This window comes from Acinetobacter sp. C32I, from assembly GCF_023702715.1.
Lineage (GTDB): Bacteria > Pseudomonadota > Gammaproteobacteria > Pseudomonadales > Moraxellaceae > Acinetobacter.
This window is the reverse complement of record NZ_CP098480.1, coordinates 2,245,661-2,266,376: the sequence shown is the minus strand read 5'-3', so window position 1 is coordinate 2,266,376 and position 20,716 is coordinate 2,245,661. Positions and strand designations below refer to the sequence as shown.

Genomic DNA, 20,716 nt, shown 5'->3' with positions numbered 1-20,716 from the left:
TTGTTTAAATAAAAGGAAAGACTATGAAATTATCTGTTGGATTGAAAGTTGCGAACAGTTTATCGTTGACTCCTCAATTACAACAGGCCATACGTCTTTTACAGCTCTCAAGTTTAGAACTCGAACAAGAAATCCAGATTCAATTAGATAGCAATCCTTTATTAGAGAAAATTGAGGATCTAGGTACAACGGAAAGTCTTTCGACGCTAGAGACAAAAGAGACAGCGGACTTAACCACTGAACTCAATGCTGATCATCTTCCCAATGATTTACCTGTAGATACCGAATGGGATGATATTTATACCCATCAATCGACGGCCTTGGGCTCACCAGAATATGAAGAGAGAGAGGACAATCGTCAGATACAATTGAGCCTCAAAGAGCATATTTTAGATCAAGTGAATCTTTTGCATTTTTCGACTGTCGATAAACTGATTGCATATTGCATTGTGGACTCTTTGGATGATAAAGGATTCCTCGATGCAGCGTTGGAGGATATCCTACTTGCAGTTTCCCGCTTGTTACAAGAAATGGAAAGTGAGGAAGAAGTTGAAGAAGATGAAATCATTGTGGTTTTAAAACATATTCAACGTTTAGATCCAATTGGCGTGGGTTCAAGAAATTTGGCTGAATGTTTAGCTATCCAGCTTGAAACCTTTAATGAAAAAGTTCCTTATCTTGCTGAAGCTAGAAATCTATTAAAATACTATGAATTATTGATCTCGAATGATCTGAATAAATTATTAAAACAAACGGGACTATCCAAAGAACAACTAAAAAGTGCAGTTGATTTGCTGAAGACTTTGAAGCCTTATCCTGGTTTGGAATTTAATCAGCAAGAGTCTGAGTATCAAGTGCCTGATGTGGTGGTGGCAAAAAAAGACCAACACTGGCAAGTCCAGCTTAATCCAGATGTAATGCCAAAACTGAGAATTAATTCTTTTTATTCAGGCATGATTCGTCGAGCTGATCAAAGTGACGATAATGTCTATCTGCGTAATCAAATGCTGGAAGCGAAGAATTTTATTAAAAGCATTGATGAGCGCCATAAGACTTTGTTGAAAGTGGCAACCTGCATTGTTGAACATCAACGCGCTTTCTTGGAGCAAGGACCAGAGGGAATGAAACCTTTGGTGCTTCGTGATGTCGCAGAAGAAGTTGAATTGCATGAATCAACTGTTTCACGGGTGACCACCAATAAATATATGCTGACGCCACGTGGTTTATTTGAGTTGAAATACTTTTTTTCAAGCCATGTGGGAACCACAACGGGTGGTGAAGCTTCCTCGACTGCAATTCGTGCCATGATTAAAAAACTGGTATCGAATGAAAATCCACGTAAGCCTTTGTCTGATAATGCAATCGCTGAAATGTTGAAGGATGAAGGGATTGAGGTGGCTCGTCGTACCGTAGCAAAATATCGCGAATCGTTACATATTCCATCATCTTCTGAAAGAAAAGTCTTGATCTAAATTTTAAGGTGTGACTATTCTAGTAGTTCATTATTACGGAATAATGAATTTTTTATAGTCACTAGAGGAGTCGCTGAAAATGATTTAATGGATGTTGAACCACTGATGTGCATTAAATTTGCTTGAGCGATTGTCTTGTATCCTGAGAAAAAAAGGTGAGGGATAGAATTATGCAAATAACGATTCGTGGACACCATTTAACCATTACACCAGCCATTGAAGAAAATATAAAAGAAAAGTTTAGTCAAATGACCAAGCATCTCGATCAGGTCAATAGTATGCAAATCAAACTGGCGAAAGATCATCAAATTGATAAACGTTCACACAAAGGCAGTGCAAACCATATTGCAGAAGCAATTATCCGTTTGCCGGGGGTGGAACTGTTTGCACAGGCGACAGCCGATGATATGTATACTTCGATTAGAAAACTTACAGATAAATTAAAACGTCAGCTTGCGAAACATCGAAAAATTCAATGTTCTTATCAGCATGAACTGGCACTTTTGAGTTAGTTTTTATTTTTATAAAAGAGGCTTTTTGTGGAGCCTCTTTTTTTTTATTGATAAAAAAAGAAACTGCTTACTGAATTATGTGAAAAAGTTATAGTAAAATAGCTCGTTTTACACCAATGGTTGTATAAGAGGTCTTGGAATGAATAGTGAGCAGCTCACGCAAATTTTAAAAGAAGCTTTCCCTGAAGCAGAAGTAGCAGTGAGCGGACAAGCTGGAAAATTTGACCTGCGTATTGTTGATGATCAGTTTGAAGGTAAACGTACCGTTGCTCGTCAACAATCGGTTTATGCACCTCTAAATTCTTATATTGCGAGTGGTGAAGTTCACGCTGTTACGATTCGCGCAATGACAAAAGACGAATGGCGCAAAGCAAGCCTTTTCGGAGCTTAAATATTAATGGATAAATTTTTAATTACGGGTGGTGTTAAGCTCGAGGGCGAAGTACGCATTTCTGGCGCTAAAAATGCGGCTTTACCTTTACTTGCAGCAATGATTCTTGCCGACTCTCCGATTACGCTGACCAATGTTCCAAATCTAAAAGACGTAAACACTTTAGTTAAACTCATTGCTGGCCTTGGTGTGACCATGAGCTATGAAGGGGAAACGGTTCGTGCTGATGCATCGACATTAGACAACCAATTTGCACCTTATGAGTTGGTTAAAACCATGCGTGCATCTATTTTGGTGCTTGGGCCATTATTGGCACGTTATGGCAATGCCAAAGTATCATTGCCAGGCGGCTGTGCGATTGGCTCACGTCCAGTGGATCAACACTTAAAGGCTTTAGAAGCTTTAGGTGCGCAGATTGAAGTAGAAAATGGTTATGTGCATGCTTCTGTAGATGGTCGCTTAAAAGGCGGTGAAGTTGTTTTTGATATGGTGACCGTTGGCGGTACTGAAAACATCTTGATGGCTGCTGCTTTGGCTGATGGTGTGACCACAATTCGTAATGCAGCACGTGAACCAGAAATCACCGATCTTGCGCAAATGCTCATTAAAATGGGTGCTAAAATTGAAGGTATTGATACCGATACTTTAGTCGTTACCGGTGTTGAAAGCCTACATGGCTGTGAATATGCTGTAGTTGCTGATCGTATTGAAACTGGTTCATATTTAGCTGCTGCTGCCATTACAGGTGGTCGAGTAAAGACAACACATACTGATCCGACATTGCTTGAAGCTGTCTTGGACAAGTTTGAAGAAATGGGTGCGGAAGTGACCCGTGGTGATGACTGGATTGAATTGGATATGCAAGGTAAGCGTCCAAAAGCGGTAAGCTTTAGAACATTGCCGCATCCTGAATTTCCAACCGATATGCAAGCACAAATTATGGCAGTGAATGTGGTGGGTCGCGGTTTTGCAACGATTTCTGAAACGATCTTTGAAAACCGTTTTATGCATGTTCCAGAACTTTCACGTATGGGTGCGAATATCCAAGTTGAAGGTCATGATGCAGTTGTAACTGGCGTAGAAAAGCTGCAAGCAGCGCCTGTGATGGCAACAGATTTACGTGCTTCATTCTCATTGGTTCTAGCTGCATTAGTTGCAGAGGGTGAGACACTTGTAGATCGTATCTACCATATTGATCGTGGTTACGAACAGGTGGAAGAAAAGCTGCAAAGTTTAGGTGCTCAGATTAAGCGAGTAAAAGGATGAATGACTTAAGAAACGATGATCCAAATTTTGACGTAATGGGCAATTTTGATCATGGTTTAACTTTAGCACTCAGTAAAGGTCGTATCTTAAAAGAAACTTTGCCCTTACTTGAAAATGCAGGTATTAATTTACTGGAAGACCCAGATAAGTCACGTAAATTGATTTTTCCGACCACACATAAAAAAGTTCGTATTTTAATTTTACGTGCTTCCGATGTACCGACCTATGTCGAAAATGGTGCGGCAGATTTCGGTGTGGCAGGTAAAGATGTATTGATGGAACATGGTGCACAACATGTGTATGAGTTGCTTGATCTCAAAATTGCCAATTGTAAGTTGATGACCGCAGGCAAAGTGGGCATGGAACGACCAAAGGGCCGTTTAAAGATCGCGACCAAATATGTGAATTTAACCCGTCAATATTATGCAAGCTTAGGTGAGCAGGTTGATGTCATTAAACTATACGGATCAATGGAACTTGCACCTTTGGTTGGGTTGGGTGATTACATTGTCGATGTAGTTGATACAGGTAATACCTTGCGTGCCAATGGTTTAGAGCCATTAGAAGAAATCTGCAAAGTTTCTTCTCGTTTGATTGTGAACAAAGCAAGCTTTAAACGTAAACAAGCGGTGTTAAATCCGATTTTGACGCAACTTGAAGAGGCTGTGAAATCTCGTTCAGCGTGATTTTTACATGATGTTTCTAAAAAACCGTTCCTTTGAACGGTTTTTTTATCGCTGAATCTTCTGATTAGGAAAAGGAAAATCTTCCTTTCAGATTGAGGGTTGTGCTAAAAGGGCGTATTGTCTGGTGATGAGTAATAATAATGAAAACGCCTTTACAGCGTAAACAAGAGTCAATTTTAAAATTACAAGCTCAGTCTATCCCTTATATAGAATGGTTACCGCATATTGAATCGGCTGATGAGGTGATTGCTCGTTCCGCAGAGGATATTGCCAAACGGGCAATTGCATGTTTAATCATCATCCAAGTGGCCTGTGATTTAAATCATCAGCAATTTGATCAGGAAACGAAAAGCTTTATCGTTGATTTACTGCATAAATTTAAAGTATTTGATGAGTTAAGCTCTAAAGAGCAAAATATTTTAAATCAAGAAGGTTCTCAACAAGATATCGTCAATATGATTTGGAAATATGAGGCTTACTGGGTTTTACTTTGGGCTTTAGGTATCGTTAAAGAGCTCGGCTATCCAGATACAATTGCAGATTGTGATTTTGCAGTGCAAGTGGTCTCTGCCTGTGGTTCTTTTGATGAATTTATGCAGCAAGTTGAGTTAAGAAGTGTCGATGAAATTTTAGATCAGGCAGATTTAATCTATCGCTATGATTGGGCATGTGTAGATGCTCGCTTAAAACAACAAGATGCACCTGCAAATTTAAATACTTCGGTAGTTGTAGAACGTCATGGGGCTTTAAATTGGCTTATACAACGCGATGGCGATTGGGATAATCCTGACCTAAATACATAAAATTTAAAATATTTAAGCCTAAAAATGATTTTTCCTATTAAAGCAGATGGAAATGCTGATGTTATCTTGCCCACAAGTCGGATGAAAAAGAGTAAACTTAGCGCTCTCTTATTCGCCTTGTGGGTAAATTGATGCGACGTTTATCGACTCAGGATCAGAACTTTAAACAGGCTTTTGCTGAACTTTTAGCATTTGAAACTGTGAATGATCCTCAATTAGTACAAACTGTGGACCAAATCATTGCTGATGTACGTCGGCATGGTGATGAACATGTACTTAAATTAACACAGCAGTTCGATCGACATCCAGCGCATCAATTCTCTGATTTAGAATTGACCCAAGCCCAATTGAAAACCGCATTTGAAGGCTTAAGTACTGAAATTCGTGAAGCTTTGGAGTTGGCCGCAAAACGTATTCGCTCGTTCCACCAAGCGCAAAAGCAAGAAGGTTGGAGCTATGTGGATGAGTTGGGCAATACCTTAGGCCAGAAAGTTACACCGCTTGATCGTGTCGGGATTTATGTACCGGGTGGTTTAGCTTCTTATCCTTCATCGGTGTTAATGAATGCTTTGCCTGCACATGTCGCGGGAGTTCCTGAAATCATCATGGTGGTTCCAGCTCCGAATGGTGAATTGAATCCATTGGTGTTAGCTGCTGCCTATTTGGCAGGGGTAAGCCGTGTATTTACCATTGGTGGTGCACAAGCTGTTGCGGCATTGGCTTATGGAACCGAAACTATTCCAGCTGTGGATAAAATCACAGGGCCAGGCAACCGCTTTGTTGCAGCTGCAAAACGTGCTGTTTTTGGGCAGGTTGGGATCGATATGATCGCAGGGCCTTCGGAAATTTTGGTCTATGCCGAAGGTGAAAATAATGCTGAATGGTTAGCCATGGATGTACTGTCTCAAGCAGAACACGATACCGTTGCTCAAGCCATTTTTATCACACCTGATGAAGCACTTTTAAATGCTGTGGATGCCGCAATTGAAAAGCACTTGGCTGAATTACCAAAAGCCGAAATTGCGCGAACGTCGATTCAGAATCGCGGCGCTTTAGTTTTGGTGCGAGACCGTGCTGAAGCGATTGCGTTGATCAATCAAGTAGCACCTGAGCACTTGGAACTGTGCCTTGATGATGCTGAAGTGATGAGTCAAGAAATTCGTCATGCAGGCGCAATCTTTATGGGACGTTATACACCAGAAGCGATTGGTGATTATTGTGCGGGTCCAAACCATGTCTTACCTACATCGGGCACAGCACGGTTCTCATCGCCACTTGGGGTTTATGATTTCCAGAAGCGTTCAAGCCTGATTATGTGCTCACAGGACGGTGTTAAAACTTTGGCGAAAACGGCCGATGTCCTTGCGGTACAAGAAAATCTTGATGCTCATGCACGTTCAGCCCGCTATCGCTACCAAAGTTAAGTTTGAAGTGTGTCGTAACCTAGCACGATAACAAATATAAACCTTTCCCTAACCCTCTCCTAAAAAGAGCGGGGACTTGTCACGATATATGTGAAATAGGTTTGAAGATTCCTCTCCCTTGGGGAGAGGTTAGGAGAGGGCAACAAGAGAATATAAAATGACGTTTACAACAGAACAAATGCGTTTTTGGAGTCCCGAAGTTCGTGAATTAGAGCCGTATGTGCCAGGTGAGCAACCTAAAATTCAGAACTTACTCAAACTGAATACCAACGAAAATCCATATCCACCATCGCCAAAAGTCGTGGCAGCGGTTGAAGCCGTTTTGACGAATCAAGCGGATGACCTACGTCTTTATCCAGATCCTGATGCAACGGCACTCAAGCAGGCGATTGCTAAGCAACAACAGGTAGATATCAGCCAAGTCTTTGTCGGCAATGGTTCGGATGAAGTTTTGGCGCATATTTTTAAAGCGTTTTTTATTCAAAAAGAGCCGATTCTTTATCCAGATATTACCTATAGCTTTTATCCTGTTTATAGCCAATTTTTTGCAACGCAAACCAAGCAGATCCCATTGAATGAAAAATTCGAAATTGATGTTTCTGATTATGCACAGGAAAATGGCGGGATCATCATTACCAATCCGAATGCACCAACCAGCATTGCATTAGGATTAGCACAGATTGAGCAGGTGCTTAAAGCCAATCCTGATCGCGTGGTGGTGATTGATGAAGCCTATGTCGATTTTGGTGCAGAATCAGCAGTACAATTGGTCAATCAATACGAAAATTTAGTGGTTTGCCAAACGACATCGAAATCACGCTCATTGGCAGGATTACGTGTCGGCTTTGCGATTGCACAGGCGCATTTGATTGCGGCACTTGAAGCAGTGAAGAATAGTTTTAACTCATACCCAATGGATCGCTTTGCCATAGCAGCCGCTGTCGCATCTTTTGAGGATCAAGCTTATTTTGAAGCGCAATGTCAAAAGGTGATCGAGAGTCGCGAGCAATTGGTGAGTGATCTTACCGCTTTGGGGTTTGAGGTTTTACCATCAAAAGCTAATTTTATCTTTGCAACGCACCCACAACATGATGCGGCACGACTTGCCCAACAATTGCGTGAACAAGGAATTATTGTTCGTTACTTCAACAAACCACGAATCAATCAATTCTTGCGTATTACCATTGGCACCGATGAACAAAATCAGCGTTTCGTGGATACCCTTAAAACGCAAATTTTATAAGCTTTGATTTAATTGTCCGCTTTCTGCCATGTATTGAGTAAATCAAGCATGGCAGAAATTTTATCGAAACATTCCTGATACTCGGCTTCTGCATCAGAGGCAATGGTAATCCCGCCACCCGCCCACATCGATAATTGATTCTGGTATTGCTGAATACTGCGAATCAAAATATTCCAGCATCCTGTTCCATCAAAATTAAAATAACCCAAGCTGCCACAATAAGCACCTCGTGGTGCGCCTTCTAATTCTTCAATAATCTGCATTGCTCGAATTTTGGGTGCGCCTGTAATCGAACCGCCAGGCAGGGCAGACAATAGCATTTGCATTGGATTAATCTGTTCTTTTAAAGTCGCGGTGATCTCACTGACCATATGATGAACTTGATTGAAGCTTTCAATTTCAAACAGTTTTGTGGTGTTTACCGAACCTGTTTCTGCATAAACGCTTAAATCGTTGCGCAGTAAATCCACAATCATGACATTCTCAGCCTGATCTTTTTCAGAACTACTTAGTTTATTTTTAGAGATTTTATCCTGCTCAGGATCATCAAAACGGGGCATGGTTCCCTTAATCGGGCGCGTTTTTATCTTTCCATGAGTTTGAAATTCAATAAACAATTCAGGTGAACAACTGAGCAGCTCAAAATCATTAATTTTGAGATAACCCGCATAAGGGGCATGGGTAAGTTCCCATAAGTCTTGGGCGCGACTGAGTAATGAGCCCTGGGTCGGTGCTGTAAATTCTTGGGTCAAATTAATTTGATAACAATCCCCCGCTTTGATGTACTCCTGAACTTGGTTGAATGCAGTGAAGTACTGCTGTTTCGCCCAACGAGGGTGGCATTGTTGATTTAAAGACAGTGTATTGAGTTGTTTTGGTGTATTGAGTAAATTGGAAATGTATTGATAGATACGTTCGGCCTGAACATCTTTACTATGAAAGTACCATTCACCTTGCTGAAACTTTAAAAAGCTAGTGTATTGGCCTAAAAAAAAGTGAGGTTGTGGATGGGCCGCAATTTCAATAAATTGATTCGCACTATAGTCATAACTAAAGAAACCAATATATCCACCATGAAATCCATTAGAGTGATCAGAACAGGAGATGTCATCAAACTGAGCGAATTCTAAGAGCGTGTTCACTTCTGATTTGATTTGATATTGATTGAATTGTATCTGTTGGAATTGTTGCAGTTCAGCGTGTTGAGAAACTAAAAACTCTGTGGGTAAAAAGGCAATCACAGGCGAAGCTTGGTCGTGCAAATAGACCAATCCAGTTAAATCATAAAGTCGGGACAGAAGCTCAAATGCAGAAGTGAGTTGCGTGTTAAGCTTTTGCTGAAAATAAGACATAAAAATGGAAATACTTGCACTAAATTTAGAGAGCAGAATTGTACTACATTCAAAAACATCACATGGATGATAATCCAGTTTTTTGCTTAAAAATTCAGAGTTGTAGGAGTTGATTGCTTAGGTAAAATGAATGATGTATTTATCAAATTAAAATAAGAAAGCGCTTTTGTTAACACTTCTTATACGTATTTAGCCCTGGATAAACGGAGCATCGCCAAACTTTGTTATTTTGGATTTAAAAATTATTTTATAAAAATAATCAAGAATTACATGCTGTTGTCATAATTTTTCGCTGCTTAGAAAATTGTGTGTTCTTTATGCCGTTTGTCGGTTTGTGGATAAAAAGCAGTTAACAGGAGTTGAACATAAAATAACAAACAGGTAATTTAGTAATTGCTAAGCGAACTACTCAAGGATTGGAAGTTCAAGTTGTCATTTAAGAATAAAACGACCGTGGACAGTTTAGAGTAGTGTAAGTCAAAAAATAAATGCTCTTGGGAGAGTGCTCAATGAAAATGTTTACTAAACTAGCTTTAGTTTCTTCAATGGCGATTAGCGTAAATGCAATGGCTATGCAGTCAATGGACGATGCTGCACTAAGCGCTGCAACAGGTCAAGACGGTATTAACATTGGTCTTGGTGTTACTTCTGTTACGATCGACAAATTATTAATTCATGATAACGATGGTTATGCTGACAATGGTGCTGCGGCTGGTACAATCGGTTCTGGTGGTACAGGTGTTGCTGGTGCAATCGTTGTAAACAACGTTGCAATTACACCAAATATGTCTGCATTATTGCCTTCTCATAACTTAGCTGATTTAGCAATTGATACTGATGCTGGTACTACAGCAACAGGTGGTGCGTTCCTTAATGTTGCAGCAAAAGTATCTGGCTTGAATATTAGCTTGGGTAAAATTGAAGTAGCTGCTTCTGGAACACAAGGTACAACTAGTATCCAACGTGGTACGACTGGTACAGCAAATGAGATCTTATCTGGTTTAACTTTAAAAACTGGTACAATGGATGCAAATATTCAATTAGGTGCTGCTCCTCAAGGTGCAATGATCATGTTGAATACAACAATGACTGGTGGTTTGGAAATTACCAATCTAGGCATTAAAGATAAATCAACAATTGGTCAAACAACTTCAACTGGTGTTGCAAGTACATTAGCTGGTGAAATCCATTTAGACAGCATTAAAGTTGCTGATAATGGTGGTACTGACATGACTGTTAAGGCGAATGTTAGTGTTGTTGGTGAAAGTACTGCTGGTGCTAATGATGGATTCTTAAGAATTGTAAGCCAATCTCCAACTAATGGTTCAGATATCTACATTAAAGGTGTTCGTTTAGGTAGTGCTACTGCTGGTTCAATTGGTGATGTAGAAATTCAAGGTTTGAAAACCACTTATGCTGGCGGTAATGGTGCAGCGATCACGATTTCTGGTCACTAATCAGTTATCAAACAAAAAAAAGCGCATTTTGCGCTTTTTTTTGTTTTTAAAGGAAAACTTATTCTCTGACGAGTAGCAAGTGTGAATCATAGGGTGCCTTTCGCTTTTGAGGGTTTAACTTGATGTTATTTTATGCCTATCGTTTATTTATTTTTGACCCACTATGGTAATTTATAAGGAATAAAAAGGCGTTTTTAGCAGCAATTTCTTGTTGCTGAATTGTTTTTTTAAGGTGGCTAATTGTTTAATTGTAGAGGTAATTATAAAAAAAATAACATTCCGTCAAAAAAAACTAAAAAAAAGATGTATTTTCTTATAAAAGCAGGTATCTTCATCTTGCAGGGATGTAGTGTCATAGACACTAAAAATAAAATGAATAAGGCAAGTGCTGCCATTGTTAGAAAAAGAGACTTATGTTAGAGATCGCTTTAGGCTCGGCATTGATGTATTACTTTACAACGCAAGCCTTTGAAATAGAAAAAAAACCAGAAGGGACTGTATTCTATACAGAAACTTTGGACTCTCGTAACCCTTCATTTACACGGAATCATCGCGAAGCAGTTGTGATTAAACCTGCTGTAGAGGAGCAGTTTCGTGGGATTGTACGCCAAGCTTATGACTATAGCTGTGGTTCTGCTGCTTTAACGACCCTACTGAATGGTTATGGTGGTTTACGCCTTACCGAACAGCAGACCATGAGTGGCTTACTTCAGTATGGGGAGTATCAGCGCATTATCGAGCGTCGAAGTTTCTCTTTGTTGGATATGAAACGTTTTGTCTCCGCTTTAGGGATTAATAGTGGAGGCTATCGTGGGGAATTTTCGGATCTTATTGCGTTAAAACAACCAGCGATTGTTCCTATTACTTATGCTGGCTTTAAACATTTTGTCGTATATAAAGCGTATAAAGATGGAAGAGTTTATGTTGCTGATCCTGCACTCGGTAATATTAGCTTTGATGAATCTAGGTTTAAAGAAATATGGGACAACAATACATTATTTATTGTTGATATTCCTCAACAATACCAAAAGAGTTTATTGGCATTACAAGATGCAGATATGCGTCATGTAGAGGATGCAACAGTAAATCGGTATGCCCTTGCTGAAATTCAGTTTCCAACGCAAAAATTTGAACGTCTTGCAGACAAAGCATCAACCATGCGTCGGGTATTGGATGCAGATCCTAATTCAGCAACTTATAACCAACCGATTACGACCTATATGCGCTTATATTACAAGCGGAAGTAAGTTTAGAAAAAAACAGTAAAATTAATGTAATAGGATGCAAAGTAAAATGAATCGTACATGGATGAATATGAGTGTGTTGGCCTTAAGTTTAGGTGCAATCACATCAACACTTTACGCAGCAGATCAACAACCCGTAACGGAGACTGTAGCATCTGAAACAGATCAGACTGCGGTGGTAGCTGAAGGACAAACCAATACGGCGGTTGAAAGTGCTATTAAACCTGTAGTGGAGGCTGCTCCTGTTGCGGAGGGGAGTCAGGCAGATCAGGCTGCAAGCGCTTTACAAAAAAAAGAAAGTGATGCAACACAGGAAACAAATTTACAAGAAGTGTTTACTTCAAATGAGCGTCAGTACTCACTCATAAAAAAAGGGATCTTTTCGTCTTATTATGATTTGGATTATACCTATTATCGGGATAGTCGCCTTGATTTGGCAATGAATGATAGTAATAGTTCATTATCTAGATTACGTGTAGAAGAAGATGCCAACCATACATTAACCAATACCTTTACAGTTCAGTATGGTTTGCTGGATAACGTCACTTTATCTGCCTCATTGCCTTTTGTTGCAAAAAAAGACTTATTACAAGACCAAACAACCGCAGGACTGGGTGATATCAACTTTGGTGCACGTTGGGAACCATTTCCTTTAAAACAAGGTCGATTGCCTTTAGTTTTATTTGGTAGTTTATCGACCAAAACTGGCGATAGTCCTTATGAAGTTGGGGTAGACGAGCTATCTACTGGTAAAGGTTATTATTCTGTAGGTGCTGGAGCGAGTACACGTAAATATATTGATCCTGTCGTATTGTTTGCTTCGGTTTCAACAAGTTATGGTTTAAAAGAATCCGGCCTCAATCAATTGCGTGGAAGCCGAGTACTGGAAAGTTTTGATCCAGGTTTGAGTGGTGGTTTTTCTTTTGGATTTGCTTATTCATTTAATTATGACGTGTCTTTGACCATGTCATATCAACAAAGTTTTAATACGGGCGCAAAATTCTATTTTGAGAATGATGAGAGTTATAAATCTGCTGACCAGAGTAGCGCCATGTTGTCATTTGCTTTAGGGGTACGTGTATCGCCTGAAACAATTGTCAACGGTACTGTGGGAATCGGTTTAACTGAAGATGCACCAGATGTTTCACTTGGCCTGTCTTTCCCGCTTGATATCATAGGTTTTGGTAAAAAAATTCGTTAAGGAGATGTAATAATGGTGAAAAACCTTAAATTATGTCCATTAACGATAGCAATTTTATTTGCTGGGCTATCGAGTGCTACCCATGCACAACTCGGACAAGACTTATCGGTAGATTTACGTTCTTTGGCATTGGGGAATGCGGTTACTGCGGATCCTCCTGGTATTAGTGCTGTTCACTTTAACCCAGCTGCACTTGCTAAATTAGATGGCTTACAGACGGATGTGCAAGGGATTCTAGCCAATTTTGCAATTAAACGTGATTATGCGGCGCCTGCGGGTTACAACGTTTTTGGCTATTCAGATGATCCAATTGTGTGTAACGATGGGCCTGAAGTTGATGCGAATATCTGTACAGACTTCAAAGGGACAGTGAGTGGTGATGTCGAATATGCCAGTATTTATGTTCCTATCTTGAAGAAAATTGTAGATTTAGGCCCTAACTCTCCATTAGTTGCACCAACCGCGGGTATTTCTTATAAACCACCAGGTTCCAAAGTAACATATGCAACAGCTATTTATGCGCCACTTGTTGCTGGTTTTGGTGCAGAAGATGGTAATCCAAGTAACTATATGGGACAGCAGGTTGCATTAGAACGTATTACCTATTTGTCACCTTCGTTTGGTTATCAGGTGAATGATAATTTATATCTTGGTGCGTCTTTTGGAATGTCTTATCAAGCGATTGCCATGAAAACTGACTTACGTTTCCCCAACGAGATGATTGGGGTGTTACGTATGGTCGATGAGGTCGTATGTGGACCGTTTAAAGAGAATGGAGACATTATTACAGATCTCTTACTTTTTGGTATTTGTAATGCCAAACAAGGCATGGATCCTTTTAGTAAGGTAGGGTCTTTAGATGTTTCTCTTGAGCAATCGCTCAGCCCTAGTTATAACTTGGGTTTACTTTGGGAGCCGACCGACGACTTTAGTTTCGGAATGGTATATCAAAGTGAAGCGAAGATGCGGTTAAAGGGGAAATACTTAATTAATGTCGCAGATGCACCACAACAATTAATTGCTGGATTAAATTCATCTGCAACAGGTCAAATTTTGGCTGCTATTTTAGGTTTTCCTGGTTATGCACCACCAGTCGAATCTGGTTTATTGGCAATGGATTTTAAGTACCCACAACATTTTAAAGCAGGAATAAAATATAAAATATTCCCTGATTTACAAATGAATTTTGATGTAGGTTGGACAGATTTCTCGGCATGGGACAAATTTAGATTTGAGTTTGACCGACAAATTTCATTATTAAAAGTGGCTAAACTTTTATCTAATGATGTAACGGATCGGTCACTTGCTTTACCGTTGAAATTTCAATCTTCCTGGCGGTGGGGAATTGGTTTTGAGTATTCCGCAACAGATCGTTTGAAGTTGCGGATGGGATATGAGCCTCGTACCAGTTCGATTCCAGATGATAAACGAAATACCATGGTGCCAATTAACAATGCACAATTGTTTGGCTTGGGTCTTGGCTATCGTTTTGATCAGGACACAGATATTGACTTATCTGTTGGTTTCTTACGTAGCCGTGATGATATTCCTGCAAATACAAGTAGCCTTTCTAACCAAACAGGTGTAAACAACCTGTTATTAAACCCATATGCGGGCCTAAATGTAAAAACAAATACGAAAGTAACTTTACTTGGGATTAACTACAGAACAAGATGGTAATGCAAAAGAAAAAGACTCAACAATCGACACTTGCTATTTCATTATTTTGTTTAATGGTATCAAGTGTTCCGGCTGTTTATGCAGATGGTTTCTATACAATCATTGGGCCAGATGGTCGTCCTATGGTTGTGCCAATGAGAGTTGGGAAAAAAGAAGTTGGGCCAAATAAGCAGAAACAGGTTACTCATACTGAAAAAATGACTTTGCCAGCTATTGACCATTCCGAGAAAGTAACGGCTGTTGCTGTACCTGTTGAGCAGAAAAAGATTGAATATTCTCAACCAGTTGAATCTACTAAAAGCTCATCTAAGGCAATGAAAACTACCGAAGGTGTTGAACCCACGATAGGGCAACAAAAAATAGAATCGATGCCCCCTTCTAAAGTGGTAGACAAGGATGTAAAAAAGCTTTCAGTCGTACCTGTTGAACAATCAAAAGTGACTCAAGCGTCTACAAGTCAGTTGAAGGTAGAGCACCCAGCAGCTGAAAAAAAATTAACTGGGATAGAAAATGTACCATTAACTCAAAGTGCTTCAAACTCTTCAAATGAGGTGGTCTCTTCCACTGGGTTTAGTCAGGTTGATGGCGTTGATTATGTCAATAATGAGTATCTGGAAAATCAAGAGTTTAATTTAGATGGAAAAAAACGTTTTTATACCATGCCTGATGGTACAGGGCGTATGGAAACCATTGAAAGAAAAAAAGGGGTGAGTCGCTCAATGTTAGATAAACTATTGAATCGTTCACAGCAATTGACAGCTCCAATCGTATTGTCTAGCACTTATGTACGTTTATCGAGTGAAGATTTAAAAGCCGCTTTTGAAAATGACCGCTGCTTTTTAGAGGACTATAAGAAGTCGATCAAAACCTTGAAGTTGAATAAAGATATTGGACTTTGGCCCCGAAAACCATTAAAGGAAAAGTTTGAATATGAGTTATTGAAGTTAGATACCTCAATTCAATATATGCAGATTGATTCATATTCTTCTAATAATAGTAAACCAGTGTATTACTGGCCACTCGTTGTTTTTCTCGATGAAAAAGGGTGTATTACTGAGGGTGTCAGTGGCTTTAAAAATAGTCAAACTGCAGCGACAGTGTTGCAACACTCTGCTATTCAAGGTGTGATAAAAGTACCTAAAGATGTTCGTTATGTGATGATGACTCCATTAGCATCTGCAGTTGATGTTTCTGAGCAAGAACTCTCGAATCAAGGACAGATAAAAATTTCTGTTTTACAGTAAATAATACGGATGGGATGAACCAATGATGAACAAAAAAATATTACTGCCATTTGCACTTTCAACATTGGCTATTTTTTTACATGGTTGTGGTAGTGAAAGTTCCAAAATTAATGAAGATCCTACTAAAGGCGTAACAGGTGTTACTTCAAATACCAGTTGTGATGTGACAGCAACGGATTGTTTACAATTTGTTTTAGATTATCCAGCCGCAGGAATCAACTTTGATTGTAGCAGTGACAAGGTCAATCACTTTGCAACAAAGTTAGATAGCAATATTGTCACTGGTGCATGTAAGTTAGGTGATACAGTTACTTTCTACTTACAAGGTGAAGGTAGTCCAAGAAAAATTAGCTTAGGTACGATTCCACTAGATAAAATTACAAAAACGAAAGTTGGTGGGGTACCTGCTCGTATTCGAATTGTTGATCTAGCAATAGGATTGACTGGACAAACGCCAGCTAGCTTAAGTGCCAGTGATGATACAATTAGAGTGGCGATGGCTTTGGCTAAAATTTTCCAAAGCCAGAGTATAGTAGATGGTAGTAACATTATTGGCGACATACAACCGATTGAGTTTACGCTTGAGAAGAAAAATACACTTGTGAATTTAAGCCGCGATATAGGTGCCACTGAATTAATGAGTGGTGCATATGCTGAAATTATCAAACCATGGTTAGATGTCAGTAAAGTCAGTGATGATCAGGCATTTGCTGTCGTTACTCAGTTACTGAATCTAAGCAATATTGGGATTTGGTATGCCGAATTACCTCTTTTTAAAGCAGGAAGTAATGGCGCGGTTGTTGAAGTTCCTAATGAAGGAAGTGGCGTATTTCCAGATGGTCTCTTTGGATGTAATAAAGAGCTGTATACGGATTGTCTGGATGGTAAAAGTGCTAATCTCCTCCATTCAATGGGACGTTTTGAGCTGTTGACGGATCGTCAAGGGTATATTATCGGTAATGGTCAGCAGTGGCGAGGAAGTCCAATTATTACCAATGGTGTCGTATCTCCGCCAATCGTATTATTGGGAACAATAAAACCAGACAAACTTCAAATCAATGCCCAAAAAGAATGGTTTAACTTAGTGAATCAAGAGATTAACCCAAACCAGCCATTACGCTTTACATTAAACAATAACGCTGCCGAAGATGTGTTAATGACACAGGGTAAATTGATTAATGGAACCAATATTGCAAGTACTGAAGCGGTCTATCGCCAGTTGATGAAGTTTAAATCTACAGACCCATTTAATAATGCAAAAGATTTAGGTTTATGGCAGCAGAGTATTGCTGGCGTAAATTATAAGGGGGTGACGGATGTGTTTAAGGTCAACCCAGCCAGTTATTTGCCGAAAGATGTCTTTACGACAGAAGCAAATGTTCGAACTGGGCAGCGTTATGCATTCCCACTATACGCAACCCTGACCTTTAAATTTCAGGATACTAGCATTGCACCAGTCGATTTAGGCATTGTGATTGATGAGCATGGAGATATTCGTACTGATATTAAAAAGGATGCGACGGCAAACGATATGTCAGGAAGCTGTGCTAAAGCAGAGTCACAGGCAGATGGTACATTTATTGATGAATATGGTGTAACGCAATATCGAGTGGGTACGACGGGTGGGGCACTTTATTCAGCGAATGATAAGTCGATTACAGTCCGTATGATTCTTGCAAATCCAAAATTTGGGACAATTGATGGTGTATTACTTGGTTTGAACTTTACCTCTTTAAATGGCCAGAATAATATTAGTGGTGCGAAAATCAATGTGCATAACTTATTAAATGGTCAAGCTACAGGAATTAACTTAACCAACTTCTCAAATAATACGGTTTCTTGGTTGAATAATTCAGCTTTATATCTGACCGCTTATATCAATGCTTACGATAAAGAAGGAACAGATAAAAGCAAGTTTGTTGAACCAACAGCTCAAGAGCGTGCTTTTGCAAAAGGTTATCAAGGAACTGCAAGTATTCGTATCGCAGATCAAAAGATTCCTGCATGTAATGCAATTAAAGTGAAATCTTAATATATATCAATAAAAAAGACCGCAATTGCGGTCTTTTTTATTTAACCTGTATGATCGAGCCGTGTTCCCAGCGTTTCTAAATGGGTTGGGAATAGTCCCGTTTGACGGTCAGCAAAATAATGTCGAAGTGTTTGTTCTACACTCGGAAAAGCCAGTTCTGTCCAAGGAATTTCATGTTCTTCAAATAGACGACATTCAAGGCTTTCTTCGCCCGCACCAAATAAGCCTTGTTTTAAATGCGCTTTGAATAGGACATAGATTTGGCCAATACGTGGAATATTGTACATACAATACAGTTGTTCGATTTCTACTTCGGCCTCGGCTTCTTCTCGGGTTTCACGTGCCGCACCTTGCTCCATGGTTTCAAAGAGCTCCATATAACCGGCAGGTAAAGTCCATAGGCCATAGCGTGGCTCAATTGCGCGGCGACATAACAGCACCTTGTCATCCCATAGGGCCAATGCACCACAAATCACTTTGGGGTTTTCGTAGTGAATGTTGCCACAATGAGTGCAGACAAGTCGTGTTTTATGATCACCGAGTGGAATTTTTGCTTCAGTTTGATGTCCACACGCAACGCAAAAGCTCATAATTATCATCAACCGTAGAGATAGCTCAGCATAACTGAATTTTGATGACTTCGCATCATGATCTATGATTGCAGTTAAAATTTCGGCTATGATGCTGGATAAGGAAAAAGAGAAAAAGAGATGAGTCATATGGAAGAACCATCGTTAATACAGCTTTTACAACAACGGTTGCGTTTTTCCAAACGAATCCAGCAGGCAGATGCCGCTGTTTTGATTGCAATTACCCAAGAGCCGCAACCCAAAGTTTTACTGACCCGCCGTTCAATGCAACTGTCGCAACATGCGGGGGAGGTATCATTCCCTGGTGGCAAGCGTGATCCGAGTGATACCAGTAATATCGTGGTTGCCTTACGTGAGGCACAGGAAGAAACAGCCTTAAATCCCTTTGATGTAAAGTTGTTAGGTGATTTACCGATTCAACGTGCACGAAGCGGTCTCTCGGTTAAACCGATTGTGGGATTAATCCCTGCTCAAGTCGACTTAATTGCTCAGCCCACCGAAATTGATCGAATCTTTTTTGTCCCCTTGCAGGAACTGATTGATGCACCACCGTTGCCTTATGAAGTCCGTTTGGCGAGACAATCGCTGTATTTTCCAAGTATGCAGGTCGAGAGTGAAATTGTTTGGGGGCTGACAGCTCGGATGCTGATTTCCTTATTTCAGTACGGTTTAGGTTATCAAAAAAATTGGCCGTTCTTGGTGAATCCACCTCACTTTGGTATTGCAAAGTTCTAATCTTTAAAAGAGTTTTTTATCATGATGTATACCTATCAGGGATTGAGTCCAAAAGCATTACATGAACCTTGGGATGGTTGGGTTGCACCTACGGCGACCGTGATTGGTCAGGCTGAATTAGGACGTCAGGTCAGCATTTGGTTTGGTGCTGTGGTTCGTGCTGATAATTGCGTGATTCGGATTGGCAATTTTTCCAATATTCAGGAAAATGCAGTATTACATACTGATGCAGGCATCGAATTGAATGTGGGTGAATATGTCACGATTGGGCATAAGGTGATGCTGCACGGTTGTACGATTGGCGATAATTCCTTAATTGGCATGAATGCTGTAATCCTCAACAATGCAGTGATTGGCAAGAATTGTATTATTGGAGCCAATGCACTGATTCCTGAAGGGAAAGTGATTCCTGATAATTCAGTCGTGATGGGATCACCGGGTAAAGTAGTGAAAACGCTGGATGAGCAGGGCGCTGCCCGATTGCGTTTAAGTGCCTTGCATTATGCCGAACATTATAAAAATTTCTTAGATTTAGCGCCGTTCCAGTTTTAATCATTTCAGTGTAATCAGCCAAGTTTATGCTTGGCTTTTTTATGGTGATAAAAAGACAATAACTCGCCTATCGCGTTTGAGTGGAGTATGATACTCGACGTTTTTTATCTCTTTTTCTCTAAGGTTTTTGCATGAAGTTGCTTGCATTGGAAACTGCAAATGAGCAGTGTTCTGTTTCATTAATTGATGATACTCAAGAACTCTATTTTCAATTGGATGAGCGAACCAAGGCACAAACTCAAACCATTTTACCTTTAACGGAACAAGCCCTGTTGCAAACGGATACGCAATTGGCTGACTTAACTGCGATCGCGTTTAGTCGTGGTCCTGGTTCATTCAGTGGTGTACGCATCAATGCGGCGGTAGCACAGGCCTTAGCGTGGTCGCAAGATTTACCTGTTATTCCTGTTTCAAGTTTACAGGCTTTGGCGCAGGCGGCTTATCGTCTCAATGGCTTAGAGCAGGTGACAGCTGTTCTCGATGCGCGTATGCAAGAAGTCTATATTGCCAATTTTAGTCTAGATGGGCAGGGCATGATGCAGGCCATTGATGATGAGAAATTGTTAAGTTATGAGCAGGCCACAGCGTATTGTCAATTTACAGCGATCGGTTCGGGTTCAGAATTAATTAAGCCAACTGACATAGACTCAGAAGCGGCTTCCAATCAGCACACATCAAATGTCAACATCAAGGCAACGGCGCAGGACATTGCAACCATTGCCCGCGTATATGCGGCACAACAAAAATGGGTTGATGCTGAATATGCGCTGCCTGTGTATTTACGTGATGATGCTTGGAAAAAAATTCCCGAACAAGGTAAAGCGAATTAAGG

General features: G+C 40.1%; 19 protein-coding genes. 17 read left to right on the top strand and 2 right to left on the bottom strand.

Annotated features, from left to right (window positions below; genetic code table 11):
- Window positions 1–23: 23 nt before the first annotated feature.
- The 8 genes from NDN13_RS10880 (at window position 24) to hisC (ending at window position 7,797) form a co-directional block, all read left to right on the top strand.
- Window positions 24–1,472: an RNA polymerase factor sigma-54 gene (locus tag NDN13_RS10880; protein WP_251115477.1), complete on the top strand. Its 1,449-nt coding sequence runs from the start codon at window positions 24–26 to the stop codon at window positions 1,470–1,472.
- Between the two features lie 170 nt (window positions 1,473–1,642).
- The gene (gene hpf / locus NDN13_RS10875; protein ID WP_004655596.1) at window positions 1,643–1,984 is read left to right on the top strand and encodes a ribosome hibernation-promoting factor, HPF/YfiA family; all 342 of its coding nucleotides are present in this window, start codon (window positions 1,643–1,645) and stop codon (window positions 1,982–1,984) included.
- Between the two features lie 139 nt (window positions 1,985–2,123).
- Window positions 2,124–2,375, top strand: coding sequence for a BolA family iron metabolism protein IbaG (ibaG, locus tag NDN13_RS10870; protein WP_004655594.1), 252 nt, complete (start codon window positions 2,124–2,126; stop codon window positions 2,373–2,375).
- A gap of 6 nt (window positions 2,376–2,381) precedes the next feature.
- Window positions 2,382–3,641, top strand: coding sequence for a UDP-N-acetylglucosamine 1-carboxyvinyltransferase (gene murA, locus NDN13_RS10865; RefSeq protein ID WP_251115476.1), 1,260 nt, complete (start codon window positions 2,382–2,384; stop codon window positions 3,639–3,641).
- Window positions 3,638–4,327 carry an ATP phosphoribosyltransferase gene (gene hisG, locus NDN13_RS10860; RefSeq protein WP_005239568.1) on the top strand — a complete coding sequence of 230 codons (690 nt, stop codon included), beginning with the start codon at window positions 3,638–3,640 and terminating at the stop codon, window positions 4,325–4,327. Before murA ends, hisG begins: the two co-directional genes overlap by 4 nt.
- Before the next feature lie 140 nt (window positions 4,328–4,467).
- Window positions 4,468–5,130 (top strand): DUF4272 domain-containing protein, encoded by a 663-nt coding sequence (locus NDN13_RS10855; RefSeq protein WP_251115475.1) that lies wholly within the window; start codon window positions 4,468–4,470, stop codon window positions 5,128–5,130.
- A gap of 131 nt (window positions 5,131–5,261) precedes the next feature.
- Window positions 5,262–6,554, top strand: coding sequence for a histidinol dehydrogenase (hisD, locus tag NDN13_RS10850; protein ID WP_251115474.1), 1,293 nt, complete (start codon window positions 5,262–5,264; stop codon window positions 6,552–6,554).
- A 157-nt stretch (window positions 6,555–6,711) separates the two neighbouring features.
- Window positions 6,712–7,797, top strand: coding sequence for a histidinol-phosphate transaminase (gene hisC / locus NDN13_RS10845; protein WP_251115473.1), 1,086 nt, complete (start codon window positions 6,712–6,714; stop codon window positions 7,795–7,797).
- An 8-nt stretch (window positions 7,798–7,805) separates the two neighbouring features.
- Here hisC and NDN13_RS10840 read toward each other — a convergent pair whose 3' ends face one another.
- Entirely contained in the window at window positions 7,806–9,149 is a 1,344-nt protein-coding gene (locus NDN13_RS10840) for an anthranilate synthase component I family protein (protein WP_251115472.1), read from the bottom strand.
- A 509-nt stretch (window positions 9,150–9,658) separates the two neighbouring features.
- On the opposite strand from NDN13_RS10840, the gene filA reads away from it, so the two are divergent.
- The 6 genes from filA to filF all read left to right on the top strand — a co-directional run bounded on the left by filA (window position 9,659) and on the right by filF (window position 18,007).
- A complete protein-coding gene (gene filA, locus NDN13_RS10835) occupies window positions 9,659–10,606 on the top strand; it encodes a putative pilus system protein FilA (protein WP_251115471.1) in 948 nt (315 codons plus the stop codon).
- A 413-nt stretch (window positions 10,607–11,019) separates the two neighbouring features.
- Entirely contained in the window at window positions 11,020–11,853 is an 834-nt protein-coding gene (gene filB, locus NDN13_RS10830; protein ID WP_251115470.1) for a putative pilus system C39 family peptidase FilB, read from the top strand.
- A gap of 46 nt (window positions 11,854–11,899) precedes the next feature.
- Window positions 11,900–13,051 (top strand): putative pilus system protein FilC, encoded by a 1,152-nt coding sequence (gene filC / locus NDN13_RS10825; protein ID WP_251115469.1) that lies wholly within the window; start codon window positions 11,900–11,902, stop codon window positions 13,049–13,051.
- 15 nt (window positions 13,052–13,066) lie between these two features.
- Window positions 13,067–14,731, top strand: a complete 1,665-nt coding sequence (filD, locus tag NDN13_RS10820) for a putative pilus system OmpP1/FadL family transporter FilD (RefSeq protein ID WP_251118218.1) — start codon at window positions 13,067–13,069, stop codon at window positions 14,729–14,731.
- Window positions 14,731–15,975: a putative pilus assembly protein FilE gene (gene filE, locus NDN13_RS10815; RefSeq protein ID WP_251115468.1), complete on the top strand. Its 1,245-nt coding sequence runs from the start codon at window positions 14,731–14,733 to the stop codon at window positions 15,973–15,975. The genes filD and filE overlap by 1 nt, the downstream gene beginning before the upstream one ends.
- Before the next feature lie 22 nt (window positions 15,976–15,997).
- On the top strand, window positions 15,998–18,007 hold the full coding sequence (gene filF, locus NDN13_RS10810; protein ID WP_251115467.1) for a putative pilus system protein FilF: 2,010 nt from the start codon (window positions 15,998–16,000) through the stop codon (window positions 18,005–18,007).
- 41 nt (window positions 18,008–18,048) lie between these two features.
- Here filF and NDN13_RS10805 read toward each other — a convergent pair whose 3' ends face one another.
- Window positions 18,049–18,597, bottom strand: coding sequence for an NUDIX hydrolase (locus NDN13_RS10805; protein WP_251115466.1), 549 nt, complete (start codon window positions 18,595–18,597; stop codon window positions 18,049–18,051).
- A 120-nt stretch (window positions 18,598–18,717) separates the two neighbouring features.
- On the opposite strand from NDN13_RS10805, the gene NDN13_RS10800 reads away from it, so the two are divergent.
- From NDN13_RS10800 to tsaB, 3 genes are all read left to right on the top strand, one after another.
- On the top strand, window positions 18,718–19,332 hold the full coding sequence (locus tag NDN13_RS10800) for a CoA pyrophosphatase (RefSeq protein WP_251115465.1): 615 nt from the start codon (window positions 18,718–18,720) through the stop codon (window positions 19,330–19,332).
- Window positions 19,333–19,356: 24 nt separating this feature from the next.
- Entirely contained in the window at window positions 19,357–19,884 is a 528-nt protein-coding gene (locus NDN13_RS10795) for a gamma carbonic anhydrase family protein (protein WP_162180581.1), read from the top strand.
- A 131-nt stretch (window positions 19,885–20,015) separates the two neighbouring features.
- A complete protein-coding gene (tsaB, locus tag NDN13_RS10790; RefSeq protein ID WP_251115464.1) occupies window positions 20,016–20,714 on the top strand; it encodes a tRNA (adenosine(37)-N6)-threonylcarbamoyltransferase complex dimerization subunit type 1 TsaB in 699 nt (232 codons plus the stop codon).
- The last annotated feature ends 2 nt before the right edge of the window (window positions 20,715–20,716 follow it).